Here is a 12957-nt window from a genome sequence, read left to right as displayed (position 1 = left end):
GCGAGGGAGGGTTACAAATGGCCTTTACAAGACCCAATGCAAAAAATGAAATCTTCTTCAAACAACGAGTTAGCATCTATCTGGCTTGTGAGGAAATGGACTTTACCTGGAGCAGAGAGGAAGTCAAAGAGGTTGATCAGATGTGGAACGAAGGAATAGACGTTAGATCAATCGCTAACAAGGTTCAACGTGATCCGGACGAACTTTTAATACTCATTATTGATCGGGCTAAGAAAGGATTTATAAAACAACGCACTAGAGGACTATTCGGAACAGAGGTGATAAATCTTGAGCTTTGCTAACAGAGGAATGGCTTTTGAAAATATACTCGACTATTCAAACCAAATGTACGACATGAAGGGAATCGCGATCATAAATAAACGTCCTACTCCAGTAAAAGTTGTTCGAAAGACATACGGCAAAGTAACAGAAGGTTATTTCGAAAAATCATCGACGGTTGATTACGACGGAGTGTACCAGGGCAGGGCAATCATGTTTGAAGCTAAATCGACAGATCAGAAATTACGCTTTGATTTATCGAATCTACACTCTCACCAGTATGACTACTTAAAAAAATGTCATATGGCTGGAGGAATCGCCTTTCTGTTGGTTGATTTTAGGAAGCAGCGGAAAATGTACCTCATGCCATTCCTAACGCTGAGAAGCTACGTAGAAGCCTCCAAAAACGGTGGACGAAAAAGCATTCGGATTGAAGACTTCGATATACATGCTTACGAGGTAACAAGCGGCAGGGTGCCGGTGGATTATCTAAAGGCAGTAGACAAGATTTGGTTCACAGAGGAAGCAACGGCAGCTTTTGAGGACTCAGTGCTGCCATTCAACCAAACACCAGTTCTTAAATAGGAGTGATTAAGGTGGCAACAAGAGAAGATGCAAAACTGTTTCAGCGCGTTAAATCTTTGACAGTCGATAACTTTGTTAACTTTTGCAACGATCTCCAGACAAAAGCTTACGGACTAGCTGTTACACATTTTGAACAGGCGATGAGCTGTAATGAGAAGATCTACAAACCAACAAGGCTGGAAGTATTGAGAAAAGCCGAGCAGATCAGAGAAGAATGGGACGGTATTCACGAAGTGACGATTGAATCAACTGCAACTGCTCAATACAGAACAGCAGAAGAAATCATGATGAATATGAGCCCTACGGAATTAGCGATATTCAAGCTTGAAACAGATGCTTACTTTGAGATCGGCGGCAGAACCTTTTATGTAAAACCAGTTGAGGAGGCTAAAGCCCAATGAAAGTAAAGAAATTGCACCCTGATGCAGTAATCCCACAATACGCAAAGCCAGGAGACAGCGGTTTTGATTTGGTAGCTGTAGAAGATGTGTACATGCCGGCTGGCGAGACTTGCAAAATACCAATTGGTTTAGCTTTCGAAATACCAGAGGGATATGAAATGCAGATAAGACCAAGATCAGGGATGACCTCTAAAACGAAAATACGTGTTCAACTAGGAACAATCGACTCAGGGTATCGCGGTGAAGTGTCTGTTATCGCTGACAACATTGCAAAGATGGCATCTTACTACGTCCATAAAGGCGAAAGAATAGCTCAAGGTGTCATTGCTCCAGTAGTCAAAGTGGAATTTGAAGAAGTTGAAGAATTATCAACTACAGAACGCGGATCAGGTGGATTTGGTCACACAGGATATTAATAGGGGGATAAACATATGAACGATACAATCAATGTTTTAGATAAAGGATACGTCAGACTAGTCAATGTAATGGGCAGCGATTTAACAGTAGTAAATGCAGCTCGTGTCAGTTATGCAAAGGAATCAAAAGAATTATCTGAACGTGATTTGAACTTAATCAGTTTCTTAGCGAGAGAAGGTCACACCAGCCCATTCAGGCATGCCATGGCTCAATTCGAAGTATATGCCCCTCTGATGGTTGCTCGGCAGTGGTGGAAGTATCAGATCGGCTCAGCGCATATGGAAGGCACAGGAGACAGCCTAGACGCTTGGAATGAGTCAAGCAGACGTTATGTCACTGAGGAACCGGCATTTTACATTCCTGATCCTGATGAGTGGCGTAGCGCACCTGAGAACAGTAAGCAAGGTTCGGGCGATCCAATCAACCGCGATGACGCTTATGCGTTTACGTTGCAACTTGAAGAGTACATTAAGAAAGGCGAGGGGTTTTACTCACACGCAATTGAATACGGAATTTGTGCAGAACAAGCAAGATTATTCTTACCGGCTTATGGCATGTATGTACGTTGGTACTGGACCGCATCGCTTCAATCTATTTGCCACTTCCTTAATCAACGTCTGGAACACGATGCACAGAAGGAAATACAAGAATACGCCAAAGCGATACTAACTTTAATCGAATCGAAATTCCCAGTATCTATAGATGAGTTAATCCAAAAGAACGGTTGATACAGCCTAATAAGGGAGAGATAAACACAAGGAGGACTGGCAATGAAAAATCACATTATATTCTTCAGCGGAGGTAAAGCCAGCCTCGCTACCGCTGATTTCGTAAAAACCAACTACCCTGACGATAACATATTACTTTACTTCACAGATACGCTTTGGGAAAACGAGGACTTATATCGATTTATCAATGAATCATCCGACAAGCTGCAATTGCCAATGCTGATCCATTCAGCCGGACTCAATCCAATGCAGCTGATGTTCGAGAAGAAGCTAGTGTTTAACAGCATGATCGGTGACTGCTCCAAGATCCTTAAGATGAAAGTCGCTGTGAGTTGTAAGTCATTTTGTCAGTAGTTTTAATGTCATTTGTCAGTGGGAGTAACGTTATTTTGTCATATGAATATTATTGGTACTAGAGAAGAAACTCTTATTTTAACTGGGCATTTGACTTGCATGTTGCTTGAAGATGGATGTTCTCTTATCTAATAATTTTCAATGAGATGCTAATTTTCAACCTTTAATAACGATGTATTAATTCTCGTCAGTAATCGTTGTTTTTTTGTAGATATTCAGATGAATATCATCGGAAAGAACGTAAAGAGATTACGCAAAATACACAACTATAATCTGGTGGAATTCGCAAATCTAATCAGTGTGTCCCAGGGTATTCTTTCTTATTGAAGCGGGGAATAGTAGGCAATCTGTAAAGATCGGTATTTCGATTCATATTCATGAAAGGTTTGAATGTTCAATCGACGAAGTGAATTGAGGGTAATACTTACTATTGTTACAAGAATTAAGATGATTTTTCACTGAAATGACCTCGTAAGCATACAGAAAGCCTGCATTTACAGGGAGGGGTTACGATTATAGATTGTTTGAATTTGTGATCGCCGGAATATGCTAAATTATCAAGCTCGAAGGATTAATCCATGAACATAAATTGTCACTTTCCATTACCATTTGAATTGGGGATGAAATATGTTTAGTATTGGGGAGAATATTCGAAAGTTAAGGAAGACGGCGGGCCTTACTCAAATTGAATTCGCCAAACAGATCGGCATTTCACAAGGGACATTGAGCGATATTGAACAAGGTAATTGTAATCCATCAGTAGATACGGCTCTTTCTATACATAATCATTTTAATGTAACTTTAGATTGGTTATTAAAGGGGAAACAAAATAGAAGTACAATAGAACAGGTAAATGCATTAGATTTATCAGAAACAGAAATTAGAGTTTTAGAAGTAATGAATCAATTGGATATTTTTGAAAAACAAAGAGTGTTGGCATTTGCTTCATTCACATTAAATCAAAAGTAAATTGTGTATCATACCAATAAGTGCCAAACAGCCCTCACCAGATCTGCAAGGTGAAGGTTGTTTGGCACTTACGTTACTGTAATACAAGTTTTTTTTTGAAACTATATACGATACACCGTAAGATTCACTCATGCACTAAAAGCATAGCTCCGGTGTGGATTATAACGTAAAATGAGACTGTTTGTAAGATTTTTTGAGATAGGATATATGTTCAGTGATAAAAAAGTGTGGATCCAGTAAAAAATGTCTGGAACCGCTAATCTAAATAAATGACTTCGTGGGTCGTCCTCGGTACGGCCCATTTTCATAGGGAGGCATACATATGGATACCATCGGTGGTAAAGTGAAATCAATTCGAAAAGAGCTCGAGTTAAATCAGCTTGAATTTTCACGAATTCTCGGAATATCTCAAGGTAGGTTAAGTGAGATTGAGTAGGATAAAACAAAGCCCTCTGCTGAGACACTTATAGAAATGAAGAGAAAAGCAAACGTAGACCTCAATTGGCTTTTAGATGATGAGAATAAATCCGATGATTTTCAAATGATAACAACTTTGTTACAGGATATATCCGGTGAGGATCTTAAGGAAGTGATTGATTTTATTAAATTTAAACGAGGCAGAAATAATGTTAGGTGACATTTAAGTTGCAGTTTTTAACTGAATATGAATGGTAATGTATTAAAAATGTATATATTTAATGGTTTTGAAAAAATGATCACTGATGATTTTATCCTGACTTTGGCATACTATCTCCACATAGATTTGCGCAAGGAGGAGCAGCATGGCTAGCAGAAGACATCCCAAGAAGGTGAGATTGTTAATGAATAAAATGCACATGTTGGATAAACCGTATATCCGGTCAGTTATCCAAGAACTCGAAAACCTGGGTTATACGGGGGAGGATGCCAAAGAGATGTTAGTTCGTTATTATCGCGTAATGCGTTGGACTGTAGGGTTCGAGCCTAATGCGGAGGATTTTGCTCGTGAGATTGTTGAGATACAAAAAGCAGTTAACCGCAAATATGATCCTACTGATCCCAATCAAATTTATGTTGGACACTTGCGAGGCAAATTAATAAAGTAAACAGACCTTCAATTTAGAAAGCTAAAGATAGAAGACCATAAAAAAGTCTCGAAACAGTAAAAAGTATGGAACCGCTGAATTCAGTCCCGATGATACGAATATCATCGGGACTTTATTATTAACTGGGGGTTATGAATGAATACTATAGGAGAGCGTGTAAAAAGAATTAGAAAGATTAAATGAACTTAACCAGGTTGAGTTTTCTAAAATTATAGGTGTGTCACAGGGAACTTTAAGTGAAATTGAGCAGGAAAAATATTATCCCTCAACAGAAACTATCATGGCTATATACACTAATTTCCGTTCTGATATTCATTGGATTTTGTTCGGAAGAGACTCATCTCGAGAAGAAAAAACCATATATGATCTGGTTTGGCAAAAACCTTCGTTTTCTTAAAAAGAATAACATTGTAGATCCCGTTGTCGTTTTTTCACAATTAGCTTTGTCATTCTCTTAATGTTAGACGCTATATTGCTCAACAATGCATGGATATATGTTCTTTCTAATCCACGATATCGGTTGCGTCTGAGTCCGTGAGATCTGGGCTGGGTGCTGAAAGCTGGTCTTAATCCCGTGGATATTTTATCTAATCAAGGAAGCTGTTGTGTTGATATTGTACATCAGAAGGACATCAGTCATACGACTGCATACTCCGTGAATCTATTTGAAGCGATGGAACAAGTTGATGACGAGGAGCTGGACGTCTTCCTCATCTACCGGAAATATACGGTTCCGGAGGATCATGCCGACCTAGGAACCGGAGCATATGACTTTGCCGAGACGTATTCTTATATTCAACAAATGGGCAATGTACGTAATGCCATTGTGCAGAACGTAGGAGCTTCGCCGGATAAGTTCAGGAGCATAATAAACGATCTCTATGTTCTAAAGTAATATCTCTAGAAACGCGCTTTGTACGCAACCTTATTTGAAAAGGAATGATCTGATGATGCTAATAGAGCAGTTGGATAAAATAAATCTGAAAGATAAGCTGAAGTCCAGAGAAGATTTCAAACCTTTCCCTAATTACATGGAGAGAATGAGTTGGGAAGCCATTAGTGAGGACGTAAAAAAATACCACATCGGCAAGGCCGAACAATATTTAGGATACGTGTGGCCTTTATTAACTGCTACTGCATACATGGAATTCAGCAAAAGCGGAAATCGGTCACGCTATGATAATGGCTATTTTGAACGTGCCCATATTGTGAAGCAACTTTTACTCGGGGAGTGCCTGGAGGGGGAGGGGAGGATTATTAGGAAAATTATGGAATTTGTCGAATTGTTTAGTTTGTAGATACTACAAGATCAGAAAGAGGGATGGGCATGAAAGATAAGTTGAAGGGACTAATTCTTGGTCTTCTTATTGGTACTTTAATTACGGGTGGGGCCGTGTTTGCTGCAAGTAGCACTAAGATTGAGGTAATATATGAAAACTTGCGCTATATGGTTGATGGTGTTGAAAAGGAGCCTTCGGTCGACCAAGGCTTTATTTATAATGGTACGACATATATTCCGCTTCGTTTTGCTGGTGAAGCCTTAGGAAAAGATGTGTCATGGGATGGAAGTACGAAAACTGTCTGGATAGGAAAAAAAGGAGAGTTTAAGTACCTGTCAAGTGTGGAATATGCCAGATCTGACTTGAACGGTACGGCTTTTCACTTTAACGAATGGAATGAAGTTGGACTTATTCCTTATGAATATACTGGGAACTTTTCGATTACCGAGAATAAATATTTACATGGTATTGGACTTGAAAATTTAGCTATCTACTCCAATGAAGGTTCAGGATCGATTGAGTATAATTTAAATAGTAAGTACGTAAAATTGACAGGTTATTTAGGGATAGATGATCATTTTAAAAATAGTTCCAATACTAATAAAGTTATTATCTACGGGGACGGCAAGGTATTATATGAGTCGCCTGATATGATGGGTGGAGACCTCCCAGTATACTTTGACGTCAACTTAACTGGCGTTAAAAGGTTGAAGATTGAAATATCAACGACTGGAGAAGACTACAAAAGTAACAACTTGCTTGTTATTGCAGAGCCTAAGTTATTTCAATAAGCACCTTCGGGTGCTTTTTTTTTGAAAGAAGCAATACAATGCAGTACATTTGGCGCTGAGCCGTTCCTAAGTTCGGGAGCGTGACCTGAAGAAGATTCACCAAAATCTGGACGGTTCCTTGCCAAGGTCTTAAATTATCAATCAAATATTCGAGCAATCAAACGAAACATTCCTCGAAACAACAGTTCGATGATAATTTCTGTCCAGAAATCACCACACCAATTCATTAACTTGCGTAGACGGCTTTTTTTTCGATCAGACATATTCAAACGCTCCTTATAACCGTATAATTGCTTATACTGCGCATTATCCAATATGGTTGCATATAGAAGTAATTATTACTCCAGCAAGGAGTATAAGGAAACGCAGCGAAATCATCCACCCCAGAATAAAGAAAACAGTGGATGTGCGTCAGTCATCATATTCTTAGTGGGGATTGGTGCAATAATTGAGGCAATTAGTAGATTTTATTAAGATAGGTTCAATTTGATAGAATAGACGTGAATCTTGAAGTGGCTAAGGATACACTTTAATAACCCGTACCGGCACGGTGGCCAAGAGCATAGGCACCAGGGAAGCAATGTACGGCGGTGGGAGATTGTAGCGGAGATGACTGAAAGCGTGGTTGCCAAGCTCATTTTTTTCGTCGATCGGGCAGCGGCAGCCGCGGGCTGCACTCACCTGTAACCTGAGCCCGGTTACGCGTTCCGGCGTGCATCGACTGGTTAGATAAGTATTGGTAGCAATCATGTTTATAAGATGAGCAGGTTCTTATTCATATTTATGATCTGTTAGACTACTGCATGAACTGAAGTGGATGTAGTTCATTTATACAGTATTCAAGAAACTCTTTTTCACTCGAAACATCTTTAAACCTACATTTATGGATTCTTTTTACCGTACTCTCTTTTAATTTTTCAAAGGTAGCCATGACTTGTTTATCCTTCAAGCTTTGCGAACGAGACAGTTTTTCGATCTCCTTCTCGATCCAATCTAAATCTTCAAGGTAATTCGTCACTCTGTTTGAGGAATAGTATAAATCAAGATAACGGATCTCTTCTTGATATAAGTCCTTGATTTGACTAATCAAAACCTTGTCCTCCATCCGTATAAAAATGACTTACCTTCATCCACATACTCATCGAGACATTAGGATGATGAAGCGAATGGGCCAACCTCGGAAAAGATGTTACTCCCTGTAAGCTCCAAGATCCAGTACTAAGGCGCGGCAGCTTCTGCACACTAGTAATAATCGGCTTTTGGCCGGAACGATTGATCCTAGTAGCCGCTGATCAATTGCATGCTGGAAAGAAGGAATGATTGGTTTGCTACCGTAAGCCTCACTGAAAGATATTCGTCGGTCATGCTTCTTTTCAGTCCAATAACATCAAAATAGTACTATAGATGAGAATGATTTGGTTATTGATAGATGAACCCATGATCCGAGGGTCGATCGGGCGCCGGCGTATAGCCATGTACGGCGTTGGAAGCTGTGACGCCGCTCCACTGGCGGCGGAGGGAGGCGGAGACCCGTAGTCCCGGTCAGGGGCGAAATGCGTGGCGACGGTTGCGGACGGGCCGGGGGCCGGGCTTTTCCGAGTCATAGAATAAGGGGAGTGGTTTATCCATGAAATACGATATCTTTTATAACAACATGAAAACTAACTCGGAAACGTTGATTACTTCGGTTGATTACTTCAATAGAGAGCAACGCTAGAGAAGACGTTGAAGCTACCTTGCGTAAGTCTACGATCCGACGCTTCGCAGGATTCTTGTGGAAGAAGTTGAAGTGCCGAAGAAACAGTCTCATTGCAGTTCTTTGTTCAACGGGAAATAGTTAAATAAAGAAAGACAAGGTGACAAAAAACTTTTACACTCCTTGTTCCGTTAGAAACAGCAGATCGCCGTGGCGATCTGCTGTTTGAAATATAACCCTCTTTATATTGTGTGGTATTCGTCCTGAAGCCGCCTTATTAGGCTGGTTGCTCATCCTCAGAATTTTTGATGCAGCAGTACCAGACAGTCGTATTGTACTGTCCATCTAGCCTCTATACGGGTGCTTTATTGGAGTCTATAATCAGACGAATTAGATTATCTGTTGAGAGAATAGCATCTCTTTGCAAGTATTTAATTGCTTGAAGGGAAGCGCTGTGGGCCGACTCACTCGATCCTTGCACAGCATCTTCGGCAACCCGAATATAGTAATCCTCTTGGTGCGCATCGGCTGACGTATAGTGTACGCACACATCGGTTAAGAATCCGCAAATAAGTAGCGTATCGATCCTGAGTCCTCGCAAGAGATACGGCAGGTCTGTATTCTTGAAGCAACTGTACCTGCGTTTCGTAAACACGTAATCATTTTCTTGTGGATACAATTCTTCAATAATTTCGATCTCTTCACTGTTCTCCAAACAATGAAGGCATTCCGTGCCTTCTAGTTCTCTCCCAAAATCAATTAGCTCCTTTCGATGTATTTCACGTGAGTACAACACTGGAATGTTCAATTTCCGAGCAACCTCAGCCAGTCTAGAAATGTTGTCGATAACGGTGGTAGCAATTGTTTTTGATGGTATGAATCCATTCTGTGCATCAATAATAAGGAGCGCTGCACGCCCTGGAATTTTATTTTCCATATTTTCACCGCCTATTTTAATATGGGAGTTTTTTTGTTGATTCTCCCTTTTTGCGCTGCGATGTAAAATATAATCCTTTTTGTTACACAAAGGTCAAGGAGTTACTCATAAATTCCATTAACCAATAGGAATTTGTATCTCCCATAATTCTTCACTAGCTATAGAAGTGACGGAAATATCGACCTGCGAAATTTGTAAGGCCGAACCCTGAATTCGTAAATCATGATCTTTGATAAACTGCAACATCTTCTGCAAAGTAGCCTTCCGACTCCACACATCTCCGTTATATTGGCAACAGACAAAGCTGCTTGCTGGGACGAATAACACATGATTCTCAGGTAGTTTCAGATCTTGTTTGGCAATATAAAACAGCTTGCAAGGGGCTTCAAACCGCTTGTGGATCAAATCGTCTTCTTGTATTAATGCACCAAGTCGATTAGTGGCAACAATAGGAGCTCTTTCAGAAGCTATAGTATTTTCAATCTCAATAACACAGTATCCCCATGAGATAGGATCATAAGCTACTTGGTTGATGGTTACCAGTTTTCTATCAGGCAGGGAACGGAGTGTTATTCCTGCTTGCATCTTTATGTGTGTCAATTCCCTTAGAAAAGAGACTTTTTCTGCAAGTCCTGCTTCAATATCATGTAACTCGTGCAATTTGTCCAGCAGCTCTGCATGTTTTTTTTCAAGTATTTTAAGTGAGTGCTTAACATTTCTATTGTCCAAATAGTCTTTTATCTCATCAATGCTCATATCTAGTTGCCGCAACTCCTTGATTGTTCCGAGGATTTCGTATTGATGAATTGAGTAGTATCGATAGCCGGTACCGACATCAATTTTTTCTGGCTTGAATAATCCGACTCTGTCATAATGTCGAAGCGTCTCGGGTGTCAATTTACGGAGTTTCGCCATTTCTCCGATTGTTAGATTTTCTCTCACGCAACCAGCCCCTTTTCATAAATTCGCTCCATAAAACTAAATCAAATAAGAATCAGGGAGTTTTAATGTTATTTATTCTAACATTTGAATTGACATTTGTGTAGCACAAAGCTTTATCTTCAATTCATCAAATATAATTGAAGGAGATGCTATAATGACTCAATTCGTAGCATTGAAAAGAAGTTTAACAATGTCTCATATAGTAACTATGGGGTTGGCTTGGATGTCTCCAATGATTTTCTTTACAAGCATAGGTGTGTTGTATGAAGGGTCCGGAGGCAGGTTATTCGCAGCTTATTTGATAGCTTTTATTGCCATTTTCTTCACGGCGTTAAGTTACGGTCAAATGGCTAAAGCATTTCCTAAGTCGGGATCAGCTTATACCTATGTATCAAAATCGTTTAACCCCGTGTTAGGGTTTATTGTGGGATGGGCCGTTTTGCTTGATTATATATTTGCTTGCATCGTTTCAGTTCTAATGTTCGGCATAAACCTAAACGCTCAATTCCATTCCATTCCAATTTTCGTATGGGTTACTCTTGTTACTTTAATTGTAATGATTGTTAATATTGTTGGAATTAAGTTTTCGGCAAATATGAATAAGATCTTTGTAATTCTTCAAATCGTTTTTATTGCAGGCTTCTGCGCATTATTGATTTACAGAGCGGTTAACAACGGTATGACATTCGGTCTTAATCCACTTTCGAACCCTCATTCAGTACCTTTCTCGATGATTATGGGCGGAGCTTCACTCGTTGTTTTTTCATTTCTTGGTTTTGATTCAGTGACGACATTGGCCGAGGAAACAAAGTCTCCTAAAAACATTATTCCACGTTCTATAATGTGGATTATTGGAATAGCGGGCTTGCTTTATTTTACAACCGCTTATCTGATTCAACAGATGTACCCAGAATTAGCATTTACTAACCCAGATTCAGCGGGATTTGAACTTATGCGCATCATTGCCGGTCCAGGTTTGTCTTCCATTTTCACTTTCGTCATTATATTTGCCGTGTTTTCTCAAGCTATGTCATCACTGACGACTGTTACCCGCTTGCTTTATGTAATGGGTCAAAGTTCTTTGCTTCCGAAATTAACGTTTGGATCGGTTCACCCAAAATTTAATACGCCGACATTCAACATCGTACTTATGAGTCTTGTTTCTTTAGCCGCATTGTTTATCAGTTTAGAGAACGCAATTCGTTTCTTAAATTTCGGAGCCCTATCTGCTTTTTTCTTTGTCAATCTATCTGTTCCTGTTCATTATGTTGTTAGGGAGAAACGTCGTTCCCCAAAAGACCTATTTATTCGTCTTCTATGTCCGTCAGTTGGAGCGATGTTTATCCTGTATTTATTCTCTTTGCTTGATTCACTCTCGTTTTGGCTTGGTGGCACCTGGCTTTTCATTGGTATTGTCATTTATTTGTTTAGAAAAAAGAAGGTTACAATGGATAGTCAATCCGATACCATTGGTACCCACAGTATTTGACAATAAGTAAGACGTATAGAATGCCCCACACGGGCGCGGTAAAGTGCGGCGCCATAGCCTTTAAACGGGTTTTGGCAACTTTATTATGATCTCGAGATAGAAGCCCACGACTTGCGTCGTATCCTTTTTATTGCTATGGTGCTGGCTGCAGCCGTCGGGCGGATTTCCCGGTCGAGCATCGCGCGGGCAACTGTGTAGCCGTCATCGGCCGCGATATGGAGAAAGCCAGGCTCGTGTGCAGGCAGATCGAAGTGGAGACGGAGCCGATCCGAACATTACGGGCAGATATCCGACTCCGTACGCAACCGGCGGTCCCGAGGTGAACAAGATGGTCGTGCTCGACCTGACGCCTGAATCCAAGGGCAATGCGAATGGGGTAGTTACGGAAGACTTCACGACAAGCCGACTGGCCGGGGACGTACGCGAACGGCCTAACCTCTACCGTGTGTGCGCCGACCAAGCAGGCGACAACGCTGGATAATGACCGGGACGCCATTTAAAGCCGCGGTCGCATTCTGGCCAGCCATTCGGTGCCGTATCCGCTTCATACGCCGGCACCGGGTTATGCCGAGCAGGATCCGGATGTCATTTGCGAGGCGCTCAATCGATGCCTGCTCTCAAAACGCATGAAAGGCCTTGCTAGTGAATTGTGGACCATTGTCAGTTCGAGAGACCAAGGAGTGTTCTTGCTCGGTCCACCCTCATGAATGGATCCCGAACCGCTCTCCGAACAAGAATGCCTATATTGAGTCTCTTCACAGCATTGTGGAGCGTGAGTGCTACCAAAGGATCTGTTTCGAGACCTATGAAGAAGCTTCACGGAAATTGACCGGTTCATCCGTAATTACAACCAAGTTCGTATTCACGGAAGTCTTCAAAATCGATCTCCGTACGAATACTCGCGTATGGTGGAAGAAGGCCAGCTGCAACCACAAAAAATTGCACTGTGATGCGATTTCGTTAGAATGTGCGTGAAAGTGTCCAAAATTAAGGGGCTGATCCGA

At 40.8% G+C, this 12957-nt stretch carries 18 protein-coding genes and 1 pseudogene; 15 read left to right on the top strand and 4 right to left on the bottom strand.

The features are described 5' to 3' along the window. Positions 1-17: 17 nt before the first annotated feature. The 10 genes from BK126_RS05305 (at position 18) to BK126_RS30200 (ending at position 5215) form a co-directional block, all read left to right on the top strand. On the top strand, positions 18-302 hold the full coding sequence (locus BK126_RS05305; RefSeq protein ID WP_076311610.1) for a hypothetical protein: 285 nt from the start codon (positions 18-20) through the stop codon (positions 300-302). Then, positions 289-864 carry a Holliday junction resolvase RecU gene (locus BK126_RS05300; protein WP_076311609.1) on the top strand — a complete coding sequence of 192 codons (576 nt, stop codon included), beginning with the start codon at positions 289-291 and terminating at the stop codon, positions 862-864. The genes BK126_RS05305 and BK126_RS05300 overlap by 14 nt, the downstream gene beginning before the upstream one ends. An 11-nt stretch (positions 865-875) precedes the next feature. Next, positions 876-1265 (top strand): hypothetical protein, encoded by a 390-nt coding sequence (locus BK126_RS05295; RefSeq protein WP_076311608.1) that lies wholly within the window; start codon positions 876-878, stop codon positions 1263-1265. Further along, positions 1262-1681: a dUTP diphosphatase gene (dut, locus tag BK126_RS05290; RefSeq protein ID WP_076311607.1), complete on the top strand. Its 420-nt coding sequence runs from the start codon at positions 1262-1264 to the stop codon at positions 1679-1681. The genes BK126_RS05295 and dut overlap by 4 nt, the downstream gene beginning before the upstream one ends. 15 nt (positions 1682-1696) lie before the next feature. After that, positions 1697-2410: an FAD-dependent thymidylate synthase gene (gene thyX, locus BK126_RS05285; RefSeq protein ID WP_076311606.1), complete on the top strand. Its 714-nt coding sequence runs from the start codon at positions 1697-1699 to the stop codon at positions 2408-2410. A gap of 42 nt (positions 2411-2452) precedes the next feature. Continuing rightward, positions 2453-2764: a phosphoadenosine phosphosulfate reductase domain-containing protein gene (locus BK126_RS05280; RefSeq protein ID WP_076311605.1), complete on the top strand. Its 312-nt coding sequence runs from the start codon at positions 2453-2455 to the stop codon at positions 2762-2764. 627 nt (positions 2765-3391) lie between these two features. Further along, the gene (locus BK126_RS05275) at positions 3392-3733 is read left to right on the top strand and encodes a helix-turn-helix domain-containing protein (protein ID WP_076311604.1); all 342 of its coding nucleotides are present in this window, start codon (positions 3392-3394) and stop codon (positions 3731-3733) included. Between the two features lie 322 nt (positions 3734-4055). Further along, the gene (locus BK126_RS30205) at positions 4056-4169 is read left to right on the top strand and encodes a helix-turn-helix domain-containing protein (RefSeq protein ID WP_341180722.1); all 114 of its coding nucleotides are present in this window, start codon (positions 4056-4058) and stop codon (positions 4167-4169) included. A gap of 346 nt (positions 4170-4515) precedes the next feature. Then, positions 4516-4818, top strand: coding sequence for a hypothetical protein (locus BK126_RS05270; protein WP_076311603.1), 303 nt, complete (start codon positions 4516-4518; stop codon positions 4816-4818). Between the two features lie 217 nt (positions 4819-5035). Then, entirely contained in the window at positions 5036-5215 is a 180-nt protein-coding gene (locus tag BK126_RS30200) for a hypothetical protein (RefSeq protein WP_076311602.1), read from the top strand. Here the strand turns inward: BK126_RS30200 and BK126_RS30340 are convergent. Then, a complete protein-coding gene (locus BK126_RS30340) occupies positions 5212-5400 on the bottom strand; it encodes a transposase (protein ID WP_483310671.1) in 189 nt (62 codons plus the stop codon). The genes BK126_RS30200 and BK126_RS30340 overlap by 4 nt on opposite strands. Here BK126_RS30340 and BK126_RS05260 point away from each other — a divergent pair. The 3 genes from BK126_RS05260 to BK126_RS05250 are packed head-to-tail and all read left to right on the top strand — an operon-like array spanning position 5369 to position 6889. Then, a complete protein-coding gene (locus BK126_RS05260; protein WP_076311601.1) occupies positions 5369-5713 on the top strand; it encodes a hypothetical protein in 345 nt (114 codons plus the stop codon). The genes BK126_RS30340 and BK126_RS05260 overlap by 32 nt on opposite strands. Positions 5714-5765: 52 nt before the next feature. Continuing rightward, positions 5766-6116 (top strand): hypothetical protein, encoded by a 351-nt coding sequence (locus BK126_RS05255; protein WP_076311600.1) that lies wholly within the window; start codon positions 5766-5768, stop codon positions 6114-6116. A gap of 29 nt (positions 6117-6145) precedes the next feature. Further along, on the top strand, positions 6146-6889 hold the full coding sequence (locus BK126_RS05250) for an NPCBM/NEW2 domain-containing protein (RefSeq protein ID WP_076311599.1): 744 nt from the start codon (positions 6146-6148) through the stop codon (positions 6887-6889). Between the two features lie 796 nt (positions 6890-7685). Here the strand turns inward: BK126_RS05250 and BK126_RS05245 are convergent. From BK126_RS05245 to BK126_RS05235, 3 genes are all read right to left on the bottom strand, one after another. After that, positions 7686-7979: a hypothetical protein gene (locus tag BK126_RS05245; protein WP_076311598.1), complete on the bottom strand. Its 294-nt coding sequence runs from the start codon at positions 7977-7979 to the stop codon at positions 7686-7688. A 958-nt stretch (positions 7980-8937) separates the two neighbouring features. Then, positions 8938-9522, bottom strand: a complete 585-nt coding sequence (locus BK126_RS05240; RefSeq protein ID WP_076311597.1) for a cysteine hydrolase family protein — start codon at positions 9520-9522, stop codon at positions 8938-8940. A gap of 117 nt (positions 9523-9639) precedes the next feature. After that, positions 9640-10464 carry a MerR family transcriptional regulator gene (locus BK126_RS05235; protein ID WP_076311596.1) on the bottom strand — a complete coding sequence of 275 codons (825 nt, stop codon included), beginning with the start codon at positions 10462-10464 and terminating at the stop codon, positions 9640-9642. Between the two features lie 154 nt (positions 10465-10618). Between BK126_RS05235 and BK126_RS05230 the strand changes: the two genes are divergently transcribed. Further along, the gene (locus BK126_RS05230) at positions 10619-11953 is read left to right on the top strand and encodes an APC family permease (RefSeq protein WP_076311595.1); all 1335 of its coding nucleotides are present in this window, start codon (positions 10619-10621) and stop codon (positions 11951-11953) included. A 250-nt stretch (positions 11954-12203) separates the two neighbouring features. Further along, positions 12204-12450: pseudogene (locus tag BK126_RS05225) on the top strand (nickel pincer cofactor-dependent isomerase, group 22); the annotation flags it as partial. Positions 12451-12957: the final 507 nt, after the last annotated feature.

Source organism: Paenibacillus sp. FSL H7-0326 (genome assembly GCF_001955535.1).
Lineage (GTDB): Bacteria > Bacillota > Bacilli > Paenibacillales > Paenibacillaceae > Paenibacillus > Paenibacillus shunpengii.
Note: the sequence above shows the minus strand (reverse complement) of the source record. Positions and strands in the feature narration are given on the sequence as shown.